Origin of the sequence: uncultured Ruminococcus sp. (assembly GCA_902785355.1) — a bacterium.
Classification (GTDB): domain Bacteria; phylum Bacillota; class Clostridia; order Oscillospirales; family Acutalibacteraceae; genus Ruminococcoides.
Map to the genome: position 1 here is coordinate 1 of CACZYF010000031.1, position 17902 is coordinate 17902.

The 17902-nt window shown below is 52.8% G+C and carries 14 protein-coding genes; 10 read left to right on the forward strand and 4 right to left on the reverse strand.

Translation table 11 applies throughout. The features are described from left to right. Positions 1-270: 270 nt before the first annotated feature. The gene (locus tag R2I50_RS07775) at positions 271-945 is read right to left on the reverse strand and encodes an RluA family pseudouridine synthase (protein WP_316608583.1); all 675 of its coding nucleotides are present in this window, start codon (positions 943-945) and stop codon (positions 271-273) included. Positions 946-949: 4 nt separating this feature from the next. Further along, the gene (locus tag R2I50_RS07780; RefSeq protein ID WP_316608609.1) at positions 950-2626 is read right to left on the reverse strand and encodes a formate--tetrahydrofolate ligase; all 1677 of its coding nucleotides are present in this window, start codon (positions 2624-2626) and stop codon (positions 950-952) included. A gap of 158 nt (positions 2627-2784) precedes the next feature. Between R2I50_RS07780 and R2I50_RS07785 the strand changes: the two genes are divergently transcribed. From R2I50_RS07785 to srtB (R2I50_RS07825), 9 genes are all read left to right on the forward strand, one after another. Next, on the forward strand, positions 2785-3360 hold the full coding sequence (locus tag R2I50_RS07785; RefSeq protein ID WP_316608584.1) for a xanthine phosphoribosyltransferase: 576 nt from the start codon (positions 2785-2787) through the stop codon (positions 3358-3360). A 40-nt stretch (positions 3361-3400) separates the two neighbouring features. After that, positions 3401-4846 carry a L,D-transpeptidase family protein gene (locus R2I50_RS07790; protein ID WP_316608585.1) on the forward strand — a complete coding sequence of 482 codons (1446 nt, stop codon included), beginning with the start codon at positions 3401-3403 and terminating at the stop codon, positions 4844-4846. A 167-nt stretch (positions 4847-5013) separates the two neighbouring features. Next, positions 5014-5859: a class B sortase gene (srtB, locus tag R2I50_RS07795; RefSeq protein ID WP_316608586.1), complete on the forward strand. Its 846-nt coding sequence runs from the start codon at positions 5014-5016 to the stop codon at positions 5857-5859. Continuing rightward, the gene (locus R2I50_RS07800; protein WP_316608587.1) at positions 5843-7207 is read left to right on the forward strand and encodes an LCP family protein; all 1365 of its coding nucleotides are present in this window, start codon (positions 5843-5845) and stop codon (positions 7205-7207) included. The genes srtB (R2I50_RS07795) and R2I50_RS07800 overlap by 17 nt, the downstream gene beginning before the upstream one ends. 243 nt (positions 7208-7450) lie before the next feature. Further along, on the forward strand, positions 7451-8692 hold the full coding sequence (locus R2I50_RS07805; protein WP_316608588.1) for a glycoside hydrolase family 3 N-terminal domain-containing protein: 1242 nt from the start codon (positions 7451-7453) through the stop codon (positions 8690-8692). A gap of 118 nt (positions 8693-8810) precedes the next feature. Further along, complete coding sequence (locus R2I50_RS07810) at positions 8811-9239, forward strand: hypothetical protein (RefSeq protein ID WP_316608589.1); 429 nt, start codon at positions 8811-8813, stop codon at positions 9237-9239. A 571-nt stretch (positions 9240-9810) separates the two neighbouring features. Next, a complete protein-coding gene (locus R2I50_RS07815) occupies positions 9811-10992 on the forward strand; it encodes an LPXTG cell wall anchor domain-containing protein (RefSeq protein ID WP_316608610.1) in 1182 nt (393 codons plus the stop codon). 196 nt (positions 10993-11188) lie between these two features. Beyond that, positions 11189-11713, forward strand: coding sequence for a DUF5640 domain-containing protein (locus R2I50_RS07820; RefSeq protein WP_316608590.1), 525 nt, complete (start codon positions 11189-11191; stop codon positions 11711-11713). Continuing rightward, positions 11713-12561, forward strand: a complete 849-nt coding sequence (gene srtB, locus R2I50_RS07825) for a class B sortase (RefSeq protein ID WP_316608591.1) — start codon at positions 11713-11715, stop codon at positions 12559-12561. The genes R2I50_RS07820 and srtB (R2I50_RS07825) overlap by 1 nt, the downstream gene beginning before the upstream one ends. 44 nt (positions 12562-12605) lie before the next feature. On the opposite strand, the gene R2I50_RS07830 is transcribed toward srtB (R2I50_RS07825), so the two are convergent. Further along, positions 12606-14876, reverse strand: coding sequence for a CocE/NonD family hydrolase (locus tag R2I50_RS07830; RefSeq protein WP_316608592.1), 2271 nt, complete (start codon positions 14874-14876; stop codon positions 12606-12608). 351 nt (positions 14877-15227) lie between these two features. On the opposite strand from R2I50_RS07830, the gene R2I50_RS07835 reads away from it, so the two are divergent. Continuing rightward, positions 15228-16274: a hypothetical protein gene (locus R2I50_RS07835; protein WP_316608593.1), complete on the forward strand. Its 1047-nt coding sequence runs from the start codon at positions 15228-15230 to the stop codon at positions 16272-16274. Positions 16275-16435: 161 nt separating this feature from the next. Here the strand turns inward: R2I50_RS07835 and R2I50_RS07840 are convergent, their stop codons facing one another. Next, positions 16436-17818: an alpha-amylase family glycosyl hydrolase gene (locus R2I50_RS07840; protein ID WP_316608594.1), complete on the reverse strand. Its 1383-nt coding sequence runs from the start codon at positions 17816-17818 to the stop codon at positions 16436-16438. Positions 17819-17902 lie beyond the last annotated feature (84 nt).

Sequence of the window (17902 nt, forward strand, 5' to 3'; positions counted from 1 at the left end):
AGGTAATATGAGGGTTTCTCCCTTCGGTCGATCAATTCATGCAATTCCTCAGTCCCCTTTCGGGGACAGCTCCCTTTACCAAAGGGAGCCTTGGAAATCAACTACTCATATATTTTATGATACTTTTTCGACAAGCTGAAACGCCTCCGTTTGGAGGCGTTTTTTCTTTATTGGAATAATATTCCGCTTTAGAGATTATGATATAGAGGGATTATACTAAACGCTGATCAAATCTTTTATCAAGGATTAATATAATGATTTGACTGTCTGTTACAAAACAGCCCCGGAGCTTTCCTGTCGGGTTGTATTAAACCGCTCAAAGATACTGTCGTGCGGCTGATAAGTGAAGCTCATCTTTTCACCGGTGAACGGATGCCGAAAGCTCAACTCTGCGGAGCACAGCGCGATATTGTCGAGCGCCAAGGTGCTGCCGTAGCGGCGGTCTCCCGCCAGCGGAAGCCTGCGCGACGCGAACTGCACGCGGATCTGGTGCGTTCTGCCGGTCAGCAGACGAATCCTCAACAAGCTGACGGATATTCCCTCATAATCGGCTTTATCAAGCGTTTCATAGCGCAGCCGCGCTTCTTTGACGCCCTTACGTTCCCGCTTGACGACATAGCTTTTGTTTTTTCTGCGGTCAAAGAAGAGCAGATCGGTCAGTTCTCCCGAAGGAGCCTTCGGTATGCCCTGCACGACGGCAAGATAGGTTTTCACGAGCTTTCCCTGTGCGATCAAAGCGCTCAGTCGTTTGGCGGCTTCCTTCGTTTTGGCAAACACCATCACGCCCTGCGTGGTACGGTCGAGACGGTGTACGGGATAAACGGTATCGCCTGTCATATCCCGTAGCAGCGCGGGCATGTTCTGCTTCTTCTCATCAAATTCGCTGAGCACCCCGTAGGGCTTGACTGCCGCTATGAGGTGCTCGTCGCTGTAAAGTATCTTCATTTTCTCAGAAAAGCCCGGTGATCACGCCGTCATCCGTGACGTCTATCATCTCGGCGGCGGGGACCTTCGGCAGACCGGGCATCGTCATGATATCGCCGGTCAAAACCACGATGAAGCCCGCACCGGCAGAGATACGGATATCCTGTACATGGATGACAAAGCCTTCGGGCGCGCACAGCAGGGTCGGGTCGTCGGAGAAGCTGTATTGAGTCTTGGCAATACAGATCGGCAGAGACGCATAGCCGAGCTTGGTGAGCTTCTGTATCTCTTTTTCCGCTTTCTTAGAGAACGCGACGTGAGCGGCGCGATACACGCGCTTTGCGACCGCGCGGATCTTCTTCTCGACAGGCAGGTCGAGTTCATAAGCGTAGGAGAAGTTCTCATTGCTCTCCTGATCACACAGGCGCACGACCTCCTCGGCGAGCGCCTTGCCGCCTTCGCCGCCGTCCGCCCAGACGGTCGACAGCACGGTGTTCACGCCCAGCTCCTTACAGCGGCGCATGACCGTCTCGATCTCAGCGTCGGTATCGGTCGGGAAGCGGTTCAGCGCTACGACGCACGGCAGGTTATAGACGTTCTTGATATTATCGACATGGCGGAGGAGGTTGGGCAAGCCCTTCTCCAGCGCCTCGAGGTTCTCGGGAGCAAGGTTCTTTTTATCGACGCCGCCGTGCATCTTCAAGGCGCGGATGGTGCCGACGATAACGACCGCGTCGGGCTTCATGTCCGCGTAGCGGCATTTGATATCGAGGAACTTTTCAGCGCCCAGATCGGCGCCGAAGCCTGCCTCGGTGACGGTGTAGTCGCTGAGCTTGCGCGCGACCTTGGTCGCCAGAACGGAGTTACAGCCGTGGGCGATATTCGCGAACGGACCGCCGTGTACAAACGCGGGCGTACCCTCCAGGGTCTGTACAAGATTCGGCTTGAGCGCGTCCTTGAGCAGCGCGGTCATCGCGCCCTGCGCCTTAAGATCGCCCGCAGTGACGGGTCTCTCGTCGAAGGTATAGCCTACGATGATGCGGGAAAGCCGATTTTTGAGGTCGCTGACGGATTCGGCAAGACAAAGGATCGCCATGACCTCGGAGGCGACGGTGATATCGTAGCCGTCCTCACGCGGCACGCCGTTGACCCTGCCGCCCAGACCGTCGGTAACGCAGCGCAGCTGGCGGTCGTTCATATCAACACAGCGCTTCCAAGTGATTCTGCGGGGATCGATGTTCAGGCTGTTGCCCTGATAGATGTGGTTGTCGAGCATGGCGGCGAGCAGGTTATTTGCAGCGCCGATCGCATGCATGTCGCCGGTGAAGTGGAGGTTGATGTCCTCCATCGGGATGACCTGCGCCCAGCCGCCGCCCGCGGCGCCGCCCTTGATACCGAACACGGGGCCGAGGGAGGGCTCGCGCAGCGCTACGTCGACGCTTTTGCCGATCTTCTTCAAGCCGTCGGCAAGACCGATGGTCGTGGTCGTCTTGCCCTCGCCCGCGGGGGTCGGAGTCATCGCAGTCACCAGAATGAGTTTGTTGCCGCGCCGCTCGGTCTTCAATACGTCAAGGCTGATTTTTGCCTTGTACTTGCCGTAATACTCCAGATATTCCTCGGGGATACCCGCTTCGGCGGCGATATCACCGATGTGCTTTGGTTTACAGCTTTGTGCGATTTCTATATCTGTCATGAAAAAGATCACTCCGTTTAGCTATTTTACATAAAGATTATATCTCAAAACATGAAATTGGTCAATAAAACTGTTATATTTTTTCATTTCATGTCAAAACCTCTTGCTATATGTAACAAAATGTTGTAAAATTCAATTAATTATCGCATAGATATGGGGGATACTATATGAAGCTACTGGAAGATAGGATCTTGAAAGACGGCATCGTGCGCGAGGGTAACGTGCTGAAGGTCGACAGCTTTGTCAACCATCAGATCGACGTGGATTTTATCGCCGAGCTCGCGAAGGAGTTCAAGCGTCTTTACGGCAATGAAAACATCACCAAGATCCTGACGATCGAGGCGAGCGGTATCGGTATCGCCTGTATCGTGGCACAGGAATTCCATGTTCCCGTGGTTTTCGCGAAAAAGACCAAGACCATTAACATTGCGAACGACGTTTACACCTCCAAGGTGGAGTCGTTCACTCATAAGCGCACCTACGATATCATCGTATCCAAGGACTTCTTAAAGCCCGAGGACAGGGTGCTGATCATCGATGATTTCCTTGCGATGGGCTCTGCGCTGCAGGGACTGATCAGCCTGATCCGCGACGCGGGCGCTACCATCGTCGGCGCCGGTATCATCATCGAGAAGGCTTATCAGCAGGGCGGCGAGCTGATTCGCGGCATGGGCGTCAGGGTCGAATCCCTCGCCCGTATCAAGAGCATGGAGAACAATCGGATCGAATTTATTACCGACTGATCACTTTCAACGATTTGGAGGGGTATATACGAAACAATACATGAAAATCGTCCTGTCCGTAGCGCTGGCGATCGTTCTGGCGATCACCGCCGTCATGATCGGACCGCGTTTCATCGGTAAGGCTCATACAAACGCGCCGAAGGCGGCGAAGATCGATACACCCGCGATGTCGGATACACTGCTTGACGGTCAGCGAGTCGCTATCTCGCCCACCGAGGAGCAGAAGCCGTCATCCTCGGCTCCCGCAGGTGCAAAGGAAAAAGCGCCGTCCTATAACGCGGGGAATATCCCTGCCGTGACGGGACTGACCCGTGAGGGTGAAAGCGCTGACAGTATCCGCCTGATTTGGGATGAGATCCCCGGCATTACGAGCTACCGTGTTTATCGCAGCGATATCGACGCGGGGGAGGGCTACTCTTTGTTTACCACCGTCAACAACCATGAGCTGCAAATCCGCAACCTCAACCCCGGTTCGCTGTATGGGTTCAAGGTCGCGGCGCTGATCGGCGGCAACCATGAGGGCGAGGCGATGGAGGCAAAGTTCGCCACCATGCCCGTTGAGATGACCGGCTTGAAGCTCAAGAAGGAGACAAAGGGCGAGACTACCATCAAATGGAATAAGAACGAACATGCCGAGGGCTATGTGCTGGAGCGCTGTTTTGACGGAAAGTGGAGCGAATACCAAACGTTTGACCGCGACACCACCGAGTTCACCGATACGGATCTCAGCGCCGGCAGAGCTTACTACTACCGCCTCAGCGCATATCGCGAGGACAGCGCGGGACAGCTCCGCGGCAAATCTGCCGAGCTCTATACCATAGCGGGATTGGTAGGTCCAAAGGACGACGGCTCAAAGTCGAAGCTCGGCAGAATTCTGCTCGATTACCGGAAGAGCGCCTATGCCGACGGTTATTTGATCTATAACAGTAAGGATAAGAAGAACTGGAAGAAGCTCACCGACACCACCCGTACTCACTATGCTTCGACCCGTCTTGAGGACGGCGCTACCTATTACTTCCGCATTTACGCTTATCGCGAGGTCGATGGTCACAAGATCCGCGGCGGCTACACCGAGCTCGAGTTCGTTGCAAATATGGAGATATTTGACCGAGCGGTCGGCGATACCTACGTCGAGGTCAGCCTGGATGCTCAGCATATGTGGTACATTGTTGACGGCGACGTCTATCTCGAGAGCGACTGCGTTACCGGTAACTACGGCACGGCGGATACGCCCGCGGGCTTCCACGAGGTCAACGACAAGGCTTCGCCCTGCGTGCTGGAGGCGGAGGATTACCGCACGGTCGTCCAGTACTGGATGCCGTTCATCGGCGGCGGCTGGGGCCTGCATGACGCCTCTTGGCGCTCGAGCTTCGGCGGCAGTATCTACAAGGGCGACGGCTCACACGGCTGCGTCAACCTGCCTTATGATGTAGCCGAGAAGCTCTATCATCACATCGAGATCGGTACGCCGGTCATTGTCTATTAATTAAATCACAGTTTGATTGAACCGCTCTGTTTTCAGGGCGGTTCTTCTATTTGACATTCATGGCGATAGGGAGTATAATACAACTATATATAATGTGTTACTATATTGTTTTATTGAAAATAGTATTGTGAGTCATAAGCATTTGAGCAAAAATGGATGGTGCTGCTATGAAGAATAAGAAAAAAGCATCATGGATTGTGATATTGGCCTTAAGTATTGCGATCCTTTCGGTCGGATCCTTCTTTCTGATTCAGTATTTTCAGCAAAAGGATGTTTCGCGAAACGACTTTACGCCCACCGGCGCAACGATGGATTACGCGACGAAGGAGCCTACTGAGGCGCCGGATCCCAACGCGCCTACACAGCGCCCGACCCTGCCTAAGTCGACCAGCCCTTGGGTGGATAAGGTTGCACAGTACAGCGGCTTTAATGTGGATTTTAACGAGCTGAATAAGATCAACACCGACGTCTATGCTTGGATCTATATTCCCAATACCAACGTCGATTATCCCGTTGCACAGAGCATTGCAGATCACGACGATTCCTTCTATTTGAGCCACAATATCTATCGGCAGTACCAGTTCTCGGGCACGATCTACTCCGAGGTGAAGAATCATATTGATTTTCATGACCGCGTGACCGTACTGTACGGGCATAATATGCTCAACGGGTCGATGTTTGCCTCTCTTCACAACTTTGAGGATCAAAGCTTTTTTGACGCTAATAACACGATTTTTATCCTGACGAAGGACAAGGTCTATACCTATCTGGTCTATTCCGTTTACACCTACGATGACCGTCATATCCTTAACTCGTTCCACTTTGAAGATGACAAGGTGTTCCGCAGTTACCTTGACGATACCCTTGATCCGCACACCTACAGCGGAATCGTGCGAAAGGGCGTTAAGCTGGATCTGAACAGCAAGATTCTGACTCTGAGCACCTGTACAAACGGTGCGGCAAATACTCGTTTGTTAGTACAGGGGGTGCTGGTAAATGAACAATACCGATGAAGAGAAAAGCTTGAACCCGGACGAGGTCGAGCTGACGCGGGAGGAAGATGTACCCGATAAAGATAAGAATTCCTCCGAGATGGCGCTGACCGACGCCAATCATGAGCAGATATCCAATATCAGCGGCGATGACTTCGGCTATATCATCCCGAAGGAGACTTATAAACAGCATCACGACAAGCGCAACGTTCGCCGCCGCCGGCGGCATCGCGTCTCCGTAGGCGTACCGCCGACGGAGGACGAAGCGTCGATGGAGGGCTATATATTCGCTAAAAAGCCTCATTACAAAAAGCGCAGAAAGCACCATCACCATCACCATTCTTCAAAAAAACGGAAGAAGACGCTGATTATCGTCTTGTCGGTTTTGCTTTCGCTGATTCTTGTGGCAGGCTCCGCGTTCTTTATTATGCGTGAGATCGGCAGAGGACGTATGCATGATTACAGCGATATCGATATCGTTCCCCCTACCGAGCAGGAGATCCCGATGGATATCTATGATAAGGGACGTGTGATACACTACGGCGGCAAGTCGTATGTGCTGAATGAGAATCTGGTCAGCATCACCTTCATCGGAGCCGATAACGGTATGGAGAATGTCGAGAATCGCAGAATGTCCGACGCGATCTATATCATAACGGTCGATACCGTGACGGGTAAGGTCAAGATCCTGGGTGTGTCCCGTGATACCATGACCGACGTTACGCGCTATTCTTCCGAAGGAAGGCTGATCGACACCTCCCGCATGCAGATCTCCTACTCCTACTCCTATCACAACGATCAGGTCACCGGCGGTATGAACACCAATTCTTCCTTATCAAAGCTTTTCTTCGGCTTACCGCTGAAAAATTACTTTGCGATCAATCTTGAGGCGTTGAATGATCTGAACGAGACTGTCGGCGGCGTCACCCTGACGTCCTCGATGACCTTTGAGTCTCCCCTGGGCCGCACGATCAACGAGGGCGATACGGTAACCCTGCACGGCAGGGAGGCGGAGCGGTATGTGCGTTCACGTGATATGACTAAGCTGGATTCCAACAATGCGCGTATGCAGCGTCAGCAGCAGTATATCCGTGCTTTCCTCGCGTCTATCGTACCTGCGGTCAAGAAGGATATTTCAACGATCTCGTCATTATACAATGTCGTGAAGGTCAATTCGGATTCTAATCTAAATCTGACCGATATTACCTATCTGGCGTCTGAGGTTCTGCCTAAGCTGCGCACGGCGAATGATATTCAGTATGTTACATTGAGCGGCGAGCTGACCGCCGGCGAACATCCGGAGCTGAACGTCAGTAACGATCAGGCGATCCGCACGATGCTGGATGTCTTTTATCTGCCTGAGACCTGATACACCTAAGAATCAATTGAGCCGAGGAGCTGTCGCGTTAAGTGCCGCGACAGCTCCTTTTTTGTCAGAAATCGGCGGCGCTGTCGTATTCGGCGCAGTGATACCTTTTAAGTCAATACGCGGAGTACAAAGCAAAGTTTTCTGTCGGATACCGATATCAGAAAAAAACTGTTGAAAAGCGTCGTATCTTGTGATATGATAGTTGATGTATCAATATATATTGATTATACGGAGGATAATGATATGAAAAAATTCATCATTATTTCAACCATTCTCATTCTGCTCGCGGCAGGAGCTTTCGGCTATTCGCTCTACCACTATATGAGCGTTACCGGTATGCTGAACAGCCGGGCGGCGCAGACGACATCCGTGACCGTGAAGCAGAATCCGTCCGAGAACACGAACGCGACCGAAACGCCCGCGGCAGGTATGTCTGATACCGCGGGCGAAGGTCTGTTCGCGGCAAGTATGCAGAAGGCGGAAAAGTATGTAGAAACGCTCTCGAAGGAGCAGATGGTCGGTCAGGTCATCCTGGGCGTATGCGACGACTCGTCGACCGCCGTTGCGCAGATGAATCAGTATTCTCTCGCGGGAATGCTTTTTCAATATTCGAATTTCCAGTCCATGACGCCCGAACAGGTCGCCGATGCGCTCAAAAGCATCCAGACGCAGACGACCGTCAAGCCGATCCTTGCCGCTCAGGAGGAGGGCGGAACCTATACCACCATCTCCGATCTGCCCGCATATACCGAGTATGATTTCAACGCGCCGCGTTACACCTTCACCTCCGGAGGCTTACAGGCGGTCGAGAAGGCAGAGCTCGATAAGGCTGAAATGCTCAAGAAATCCGGATTTAACCTCAACCTCGCGCCGGTGGTCGACTTCTGCACCGACGCCACTCAGATGATGTATTCCCGCTCGATCGGCGACGATATCGATACGGTAGCGGCGTTTGCCGAGTATGCGGGTAAGTTTGTGCAGGCAAAGGGCGTATCCGTCGCATTAAAGCATTTTCCCGGCTGCGGAAGCATCCCGTCCTCCTACGGCTATGAGGCGATCGAGGACGACCGCTCCGCCGAGAGTATCCGAAATACCGATTACACCCCGTTCAAGAAGGGCGCTGCGGCGGGCGCTCACTTCATCATGATGTCCAATGTTGTGGTGAAAAATATCGACCCGACCCATACTGCCGCTCTTTCTCCGACGCTTCACAAGGAGCTGCGTGAAACAGTCGGCTTCAGCGGTCTGATCATGACTGATCTGCTGGATGGCGACGGCGTGGATTATACCGCCTATGCCGAGGGCAAAAAGCCTGTTGTACAGGCGATCCTTGCCGGTAATGATATTGTTTTCGTCAAGGATTATGCGACAGCTCACGCCGATATCCTCGCCGCTGTGAACGACGGCACCATCACCGAGAAACAGCTCAAGGAAGCCTGTACCCGCGTGATCGCCTACAAGTACACCGCCGGCATTATCAGCTGACGTCCTTTATATTTGATCGTTACTCCCTGACTTGTCTCGGCGGGTCAGGGAGTATTTATTGGTAATCAGACAGCCTTATACTGCCGGAAATCAGAGTTTATGAGAGGAAGATATCGAAATGAATGAGAGATTGAACGAGCTGATCGAGACGATCGTGAATCTTTCCACAGCGGAGAAATACGCGCTGATCGAGGATAGCTACCGACAGATACGCGGCGACTTCCGTAATTTTGACGACAGCGGCGATACGCCCGCGCTTGCGGCGCTTGCCGCCGTGAACGGCGAGGTGACCTACTCCGAGCGTATGGCGGTGCGTCGGGTCCTCGCGATGGAGGGGATCGCTATGGATGATGAACAGCTCAAGCGGTTTTTCATGACCTCGATGGCGCATGAGCGCTTTAGCAAGCTCGCCGCGTTTTCAAAAACGCTCGACGACGATAAGCGCGCGGCGCTGTTTACCTTTACTGCCGCGATCTGCTCCTGTGATAACCGTATCGACGAGAGAGAGTATGATTATCTCCGCCGTTTGGTAGATGATTGTACATGAATCCGATTCGGTAATGCTTCCGCGGCTTTTCTGTAAAGGCGTCTCCGGAGCGGAAGAGCGGCGCATATTGCCAAAAAAGAAAAAATCAAGAACCGATCGATAAATGATACAATATTTGTGCATTTTGACAAAATTCTGAATTTGTTGTAATTCTACCATATTTAATTTCAATATTGTAATTATAATTCGTCGATTTTAATAATAATTTACAAAAACTGTTATTGACAACGCCCGATCCAATGTTTATAATAAGACTCGTATAGGTGCCTTGGCGTCTCTGCGGGCAGCGGAGGTCGGTCGGGCACAGTACATGATGCTTTGGGGTCTGCGCTTTAGGGCAGAGACCGAGGCATCCGCCGCTCGGAATCCCGGACGGCGCATACGCACCCCGGACAGGGGATCATCTGTCCCCGATATATGAAGACTGTGGGATTAGTAGTATATCGGTATCAATCCAATCCCGCAAATTCTTGAAAGGAGCTTGGTCATGAACAAGCGAATCTTATCTATCTTGCTTTGTTTAATGCTGGTTGCTTCTTTACTGGTATTGGCCGTACCGGTTAACGCCATTATGCCTTCGCATAATGTCGAGCTGAAAGTAACCGCAGATAAGACAAACGCAAAACCCGGTGATACAATTACTTTCACCGTAACTATGGGCCCTGTTGAGGCTCTCGGAACTCTTCAGATGGTAATGGATATTCCTACCGGTCTTACCTACGTTCCTAAATCCGGTACTACCATCAACAAGGCTGAGTTAGGCTTTGACGACATCGCGTTCACCGATGAATCCCTGATGATCAACGGCGTCCGTTCCGAGTATGAAGAGGACGGCGTGAAAACCGGCGGTTATGTCAGCACTACCGATACCACGATCGGTTCCTATCAGGTAACGGTCGATGATAACGCTGCTGCCGGCGATTATACCGTTAGTCTTACGAACCTTGAGTTCTACGATTGCCTCGATTGGGAAGACGCTACTTCTTTGTACTACGTCACTCCCGCGGTCGTAACTATCGGTGCTTCCGAGGACGCTACCGAGGCTGCTACCGAGGCTGCTACCGAGGCTGTAACTGAGGCTGCTACCGAGGCTGCTACCGAGGCTGCTACCGAGGCTGTTACCGAGGCTGCTACCGAGGCCGCTACCGAGGCTGCTACCGAGCCCGTACACGTACATGATATCATCTTTGTACCCGAAGTACCCGCTACTACCACAGCAGACGGTATGGCTGCTCACTATGAGTGTACCGATCCCGGCTGTGCAGGCAAGTACTTTGCTGACGCTACCGGTTCCGCTGAGGTCACTCTCGAGGATCTGATCATCCCCAAGATCACTCCCACCGAGCCCGTAACCGAGGCTGTTACCGAGGCTGTAACTGAGGCTGCTACCGAGGCTGTAACTGAGGCTGCTACTGAGGCTGCTACCGAGGCTGCTACCGAGGCTGCTACCGAGGCTGCTACTGAGGTCGTAACTCCTACCGAGGACGCTACTCAGGCTGCTGGGGATCCCACCGAGGTCGTAACTCCTACCGAGGGCGCTACCGAGGCTGCTACTCAGGCTGCTACTCAGGCTGCAACCACTCCCGCGTCCAAGGATCAGTCTACTAAGGATTCTTCCAACAAGACTACCACTTCTCCGAAGACCGGCGACAGCACCAACATGTATCTGTGGATGCTGATCATGCTCGCGTCTATGGTTGGCGCAGGCGCAGTTCTGTACACTGCTAAGCGCAAGGGTATCTTCACAAAGTAATTTGTAATCCCTGAGGCTAAGGGCGGCGACGGTTATCCGCCGTCGCCCTGATGTTTTCAGCCTTCAGTTCTTGCTCATTATCGAGAGCTGAACGGTGAAAACATCGGTCGAACCGAAATTATCCCGATGCTAATGCGCCTGTCGTTTCGGCGGGCGCTGTTTTCTTAAATACAATATACAATAAAGGATTGATTTCATGAAACACACAGAACAAAATGCCGCGTCAGCCGTATCGCCCGAAAAGAAACAGAGCCAGAAGTATGTCGTTATCGGCGTTCTCGCCGTGCTGGCGGTTATCATCGTGGTCGCTCTTGTCGTTTTACTGAGAGGCTGCTCCGGCCCTTCCGGTACCAACGGCAACTATGAAGGCTCCTTCACCTCGCCTAACTCCGTATTGGGGTACTCCAACGGTCAGATCCCGACTACCGGTAATCGTCATGATGTTACCGTCACCGGCGACGGCGGTCCCGACGCGATGGAGGTCATGGGCAACTGGCGCATAGATGAGGTCACGGTCTATAAGTTTGACGGCTACGGCAGAGGTGTTATGCTGACGAACGTAGATAATTATACCTTTGCTTACAGCGCGATCAACGGTCATCTGATCATTGACTTTGACGTTGATAACGCGATGGACTGCGATTATACCTACAAGATCTCCGGTGATAATCTGACCATTACGCGCGGCGGCAAGGACTTTAAGTTCACAAAGGAGTCCTGATGAAACACGCAGCACCTACACCTCCTGCCAAGAAGAAAGGCGGCAGGGCGGTCGTAATCATTCTATTGATTATCTTTATCGGCGGCTTTTGCGTCGGCGGTTTTATGCTCGGCAAGACGCTCTTGACAGCGAAGCATGAACAGGAGACCTATGATAAGCTGCACCAAATCGTTGATGAAGCCGACAACGGCGACGAGCTAAGTGAGAAGGGCACTCTTCGTAAGTACGATCCGCTGTACGATTTGAACAAGGATTTTTTCGGCTGGCTTAAGATCGAGGGTACAAAGATCGATTATCCCGTGATGTACAGGCCGAACGATAACGAGTATTATCTGCATCATGATTTCTACGGTGAGTATTCCGAGAGCGGTATGCTGTTTATCGACGGTGACTGTCCCGCGGATGGGAACTACTTCCTGATCTACGGTCATCACATGCGTAACGGCAGTATGTTCGGCAGCCTTCCCGATTATATTGACCAAAAGTTCTATGAGAAACACAAGACGATCTTCTTCGATACGCGTTATGAACGCCGCGATTATGAGATCTGTGCCGTATTTTACTCCGAGGTCTATGACGTGAAGGATGAGGCGGGCAGATTCTGTTATTATAACTACAAGGATCTCAGCTCCAAGCAGGAATTCGAGGAGTATGTCGCCAACATCAAGGAACGCTCTCTCTATGATACCGGCGTCACGCCCAAGTTCGGCGATGACCTGATCGTGCTCTCGACATGTAATTACCATACCGAGGACGGCAGATTTGTTGTAGTCGCCCGCAAGGTGAAGCAAGAGAAGAAGCAACCCGAGACCACCGCTCCGACCTCAGTGCCTGCAACTGTAAAATGAACATAAAAAGAGGCTGCGTCTGCAGCCTCTTTTGTATTCAGCGATCAAGCGAGCGGTATATGAGCGGCGCTGTTTCGGTTATCGATGGTGAAGGTATAATCATCGCGCCGGATGACCGGCGGACTGTCGGTATAGCCGAGCGCCTCAAGCTCTTCGGGTGTGTAGTTGTCCCATTCATTCGGTAAGCCGACATAGGGGAGAATGTACAGCTCCAGCCGGTGACCCGCTTCAATGGTGTAGATATTCGGATTCAGATATAAACGGTATTCATACCATTCGCCGCTTTGTGCCGGATTAGCCGTATCGACCGCGCTTGACGGAAGATAACCCGCGTGAGGGTCACGCAGATCCATGATTCCCGAGGCGATGATCTTCCTGTGAACCGGGGTGTTGTTCCAACGGACGAGCTTGTCGCTGTCGATATAGGGCGAGCCGCCGATCACAGTTTGCGAAATGCCGGATGATGTCGGAACGAAAGCGTCAAACGGCTCGTCGGAGTAATCGACCAGGATCGCCGCGACGGTCGGGTTATCGGTGCTCAGGTTATCGGTTTTGAGCCTGAGCGCTATTTCTGCCGTTCCCTTGACGGTTATCGGTTGTTTGACTTCGGTTTTCCACAGCGCCGCACAGTCACAGGACTGACCGTTGAGCGTGTGTTCCATTAGGTTGCCGGTCGTTTTATATGCGCCCTTTGCGCTGACCTGCGTGAACTCAGCGCTGCAGTCGGGAGATAAGCTCATCGAGCTTTCTTCATCCAAGCTGTCATAATGAGTGAAGCTGCCGTCCGTGTTGTTCTGCGCGAGAACACAGGGGAGGTTCTCGATCCCGTTGACGACCCCCGCCAGATAGTGGCTGAACCAGCGGTTGAGCAGCTCCTTATAGGTCATATCCTCGATCATGATGTCTGTGCAATCGTTTGAGCCTGCGGGGCGTGTGTGACCGTTCTGCAGAAGCAGCAGCTTCGGCGTGATTCCGCACCGCTCAAATGCGCGGCGCATGAGATCGGCATGCTTCGGGGTGACGTTATCATCGTTCAAGCCCTGCACGATCAGGGCGGACGTCTTCAGCGATTCGGTGTAGGAGGTATAGTCCCGGCTCTCCCAATAGGCACCGTAATTACCTTGTAGGGCGGCCTGCTCGTTGACGGCATACAGCCGCCAGCGTTCATACAGCGCCTTCAGCGGCGGCAGGGCTCCGTCAAAGAACCGCGAAGCGCAAAAACCGCTGAGAAAGGCGCCGTAATCATATTCAGCTGTGGTCGGCGTCCCCTGCGAATTGGTGTAGTCATACCAGCTTGCCGGGGCTGAGACAGGGACGATCGTTTTCAGCCCTTTGACGCCGCTTGCCGCGACTTCGAGCGCCGCTGCTCCGCTGTAGGAGAAGCCGGTCATTCCGACGCTGCCGCTCGACCAGTCTGCCTTGACCGCACAATTATCGTCACGGTCGATATAGGCGGCACGATCACCGCAGAGCCATTCGACGATACACTTGAAGGCGTCCGCCTCCATCCGGCTGCCGCTGAGCGTAAAGCCCTCGGAGCCCTTTGTGCCTAAGCCCGCCGAGCCCGCGACGGCAAAGCCGCGTGACAGCAGATCGCTGTGATCGCGATAGTTTGTGTAGTAATCAATGTCGGAGCTTTTAAACAAGCTTGCCGCGTACTCGGTCGTAACACAGCCGGCAGGCACACGTTTTGAGGGTTGGTTGTGCAACAGGGATTCCGGTAATTCTTCAACCGCGCTCGAGAAAACCGTCCGAGGATCTCTTGTTCCCGCGCTGTAGGGATTTGCTTCAAGGATCACCGGCGCCGGATAATCCCCCTCCGCCGCGGGCCGGGGCAGCTGAACCCAGGTCTTGACGAGATCCGGCTTACCGTCGAGATCGGTATCATAATCTGTCTCGACATATACAGTGAAACGGACGACGTCGGCGGACTCGGCGACATTATCCACGGTAAGATCGAGAATCCTTTGCGCCGTTCCGTTCTCAAAGCGCATCGTCCTACGTGCGACCGGATTGCCGATCGGACAGGCGACGAACATTCCGGCGAGACTGCGCTGCAGAAGGGTCGCGTCGATAATGTCGATATCGCCGTCGCGATTGACGTCGCCGAGGTTCTCTCCCTTGAAGGAGAGCGCTTTCATCAGCGCTCCGTGACGCAGAATTACCGTTATATCGATGATCTCTATCTCGCCGTTGACGTCGGCGTCACCGAGGAGAAAGTCAGCTTCACCCGCTGAGCAGGCGGAGCCGGACATGCATAGCGCTCCCGCAACGCACAGACAGCACAGGAAAAAGGACAAAAGACGACGTTTCATGCGGCGACCTCCTTTTATACTAATCCTTAATAAAAACCTTTATCATCTATTGCGCTATATTTCGTATAGCTTTGTTGGGCTCCTTGACAGGCGCCAGCCTGTCTGCGTCTCTGATTAAATCTTTTTATCAAGGATTAGTATGATTCTTGATATGATTATACTACGTGGTTTAGACGCGTGCAAGCAGAAGGTATTCGGGCAACCATCAAATGTTTAAAAATTATTAATAATTTCTTTGAAATTTTTGTTGCAACTGGCGTAAAAGTTTGATAGAATATACTTAAAGTTTATCATAGCGGTGCCATATAGCTATGTGAACGGTATTTTATTAAAGAATCAGGAGGAATTCCAATGAGAAAATTATTGAGCCTCGTGCTCGCACTTGTCATGATTTGCTCGGTAACCGCTATTGCTGCTTCCGCCGCGAACACCGACGCCGCAGCGACTGCTGCCGAAACAGCTACGGTCACGCTGTATGATATGTACGGCGAGGTTGCGACAACAGGTACCTACAACGTAGGCGATACCATTACCTGCACCATGTATTTGAATACTTCCTTGATCGGCACCATCGGCTCCATCAAGGCTAACCAGACCTATACATCTGCTAACCTTACCCTCGCCGACAAGTACAGCGAGAAGGACGGCCTGATCTCCGATATGGATACCATGTTCCCCGTAACCAAGAAGCAGACCGTAGCGAACGGTAAGCTCGACGGTAAGGTCGCTTACAACGCTTCCACTCCCCTGATGGGTGAGGATGGCTTCCATTTTGACACCGACGAATCCGCGCTGATCGTTACGCATTATACCGTTACTGCTGCCGGTGAGGCTGAGATCCATAATGAGATCAACACGCTTGCTGTCGCTGACTATCATCTGACCAGAGTTATCGTGAAGAACATTGTCCTCGACGACAGATTCACCACCGCTTATTCTCTGTCCGAGTCAACTGCGGCTACCGGCGTGACCGTTAGCGGCAATATCACCTCCTTCCTCAAGGACGATGACGTAACAGTGACGCTGACCGGCGTTGATAACAACTTCACTACTAACACTATCGGCATCAACGATTATAATCTTGTAAATGTTCCCGCAGGCAGCTATACCCTGACCATCAGCAAGAAGAACCATGTGACCCGCGACTATGAGATCACCGTAGCCGACGCTGATGTGACTCAGGACGTGAAGATCCACCCGCTGGGCGATGTTACCGGCGACGGTAAGATCTCCACCGCTGATTACGGTAAGGCTAATTCTCACGCCAGAAACAAGACGCTGCTCCAGGGCTATGAGCTCAAGTGCGCTGATGTCATCGGCGGCGACGGTAAGGTCGGTACCGCTGATGCAGGCCGTATCAACTCCGCTGCAAAGGGCAAAATGTCTCTGTGGACCTGATCACCGAATAATCAATCATGAGAAATCCCCGCAAGACTCAGGCTTGCGGGGATTTTTAACGAAATTTGACGAAATAGACAGTCATACTAAGTATCAATCTTTTCGATCTGTTATTTGCAATGTTATCTGCAAAATATACGTCTGCTTTTAGTATAAAAGCTTTATCCCGTGATGAGGATGATCGGCGCACCGCTGCACATCACGCCGCCGCGGAATACTTCGACGCTCTCGCCGCTGATGAGATCGCGGTAGAAGCCGTCGGGGAAGTCGACCGCGACATAGCCCGAGCGCCCCTTGACGGAGAACACGCCCAGCGCCTTTCTGCCGTCCTTTTCGTGCGTCGCGGTCAGGAACGCTTCATCCTGCGCTTTGACGGTATAGACGCTGTCGGTGAAGAGCGGGTCGCGCTTGATCTCAGCGAGCTTCTGCATGAGCGGGATGAACTGCGGATCGGTTTTGTCGTCCTCATACGCCGTCGCCGTTATGCCGTCGGCGGTGGGGGTGAGGGTGATCCGCTGTCCTTTGGGACACAGCCGGCGCTTGCCGTCGCTGTCCTCACCAAAGACGTCGTCCTTGTCAAAGAGCGAGGGAGCGTGATCGGCTGCGTACTCCTGACCGGCGTAAACGAGCGCCAATCCCTTCTGAAAGTAGGTGAACGCCGTCCAGCTGCGCAGCGCCCTTTTATCGGGGATCATGAACGCCGCCCGCGCCTGATCGTGGTTTTCGAGAAAGCGGAGCTTGACGTAGTTGTCGGGATAGATGTATTCCTGGCGGTTAATCGCCTCGGCATACGAGGCGAGGGTTCCCTTACCGCTGAGACAGTCGCGGAACCGTCCGTACACGTCATAGTCATAGCACAGGTCGAACGCCTGATAGATCTCGCTGTCCGAGAGGGCGTTCATTCCTCTGCCGCGCATATAGGTGATGAACCCCGGCTCGACCGACTCACTCAGCCAGATACAGCCCGGGTGAACCGCCTCGACCTCCTCTCTCGCTTTCAGCCAAAACTCCAGCGGGATCAGAGGCGCGACGTCACAACGGAAGCCGTCAACGATCTCCGCCCACATTTTAAGCGTGTCGATCTGATAAGTCCATAATTCTTTATTGGAATAATCGAGGTCAATGATATCTGTCCAGTCGCCGACGCGGTTGCCGAAGCTGCCGTCTGCTTTGTGATAGAACCATTCGGGGTGTTCACCTGCCAGCACCGAGTCGGGCGAGGTGTGGTTATACACGACGTCGATGATGCATTTCATCCCGCGGGCGTGGATGTTTTCGACCAGCGCCTTAAAGTCGTCGATGGTACCGAATTCGGGGTTGACCGCACGGTAGTCACTGATCGCGTAGGGTGAGCCGAGCGTGCCTTTTCGGGCTTTGCTTCCAATGGGATGGATAGGCATCAGCCATATGATGTCCGTGCCGAGCTCCTTGATCCCGTCGAGCTTTTCGCTCACCTTTGCGAAGGTGCCTTCCTCTGAAAAGTTGCGCACAAATATCTGGTACATGACCATATTTCTGAGTGCTTTTGGGGTATTAACTGCCATTTCAACTGCCTCCTTTGTCGTTTGCCGTTTTACGCTAAGCTTATTATACCGTTTGCGGCGGAAATAGTAAATAGAAACGCCCGA

Coding starts and splice junctions, on each gene's coding strand:
- R2I50_RS07840 (WP_316608594.1), bottom strand. CDS start 17,818: ATGGCAGTTAATACCCCAAAAGCACTCAGAAATATGGTCATGTACCAG.
- R2I50_RS07830 (WP_316608592.1), bottom strand. CDS start 14,876: ATGAAACGTCGTCTTTTGTCCTTTTTCCTGTGCTGTCTGTGCGTTGCG.
- R2I50_RS07775 (WP_316608583.1), bottom strand. CDS start 945: ATGAAGATACTTTACAGCGACGAGCACCTCATAGCGGCAGTCAAGCCC.
- R2I50_RS07820 (WP_316608590.1), top strand. CDS start 11,189: ATGAAACACACAGAACAAAATGCCGCGTCAGCCGTATCGCCCGAAAAG.
- R2I50_RS07815 (WP_316608610.1), top strand. CDS start 9,811: ATGCCTTCGCATAATGTCGAGCTGAAAGTAACCGCAGATAAGACAAAC.
- R2I50_RS07835 (WP_316608593.1), top strand. CDS start 15,228: ATGAGAAAATTATTGAGCCTCGTGCTCGCACTTGTCATGATTTGCTCG.
- R2I50_RS07800 (WP_316608587.1), top strand. CDS start 5,843: ATGAACAATACCGATGAAGAGAAAAGCTTGAACCCGGACGAGGTCGAG.
- srtB (WP_316608586.1), top strand. CDS start 5,014: ATGAAGAATAAGAAAAAAGCATCATGGATTGTGATATTGGCCTTAAGT.
- R2I50_RS07810 (WP_316608589.1), top strand. CDS start 8,811: ATGAATGAGAGATTGAACGAGCTGATCGAGACGATCGTGAATCTTTCC.
- R2I50_RS07790 (WP_316608585.1), top strand. CDS start 3,401: ATGAAAATCGTCCTGTCCGTAGCGCTGGCGATCGTTCTGGCGATCACC.
- R2I50_RS07785 (WP_316608584.1), top strand. CDS start 2,785: ATGAAGCTACTGGAAGATAGGATCTTGAAAGACGGCATCGTGCGCGAG.
- srtB (WP_316608591.1), top strand. CDS start 11,713: ATGAAACACGCAGCACCTACACCTCCTGCCAAGAAGAAAGGCGGCAGG.
- R2I50_RS07805 (WP_316608588.1), top strand. CDS start 7,451: ATGAAAAAATTCATCATTATTTCAACCATTCTCATTCTGCTCGCGGCA.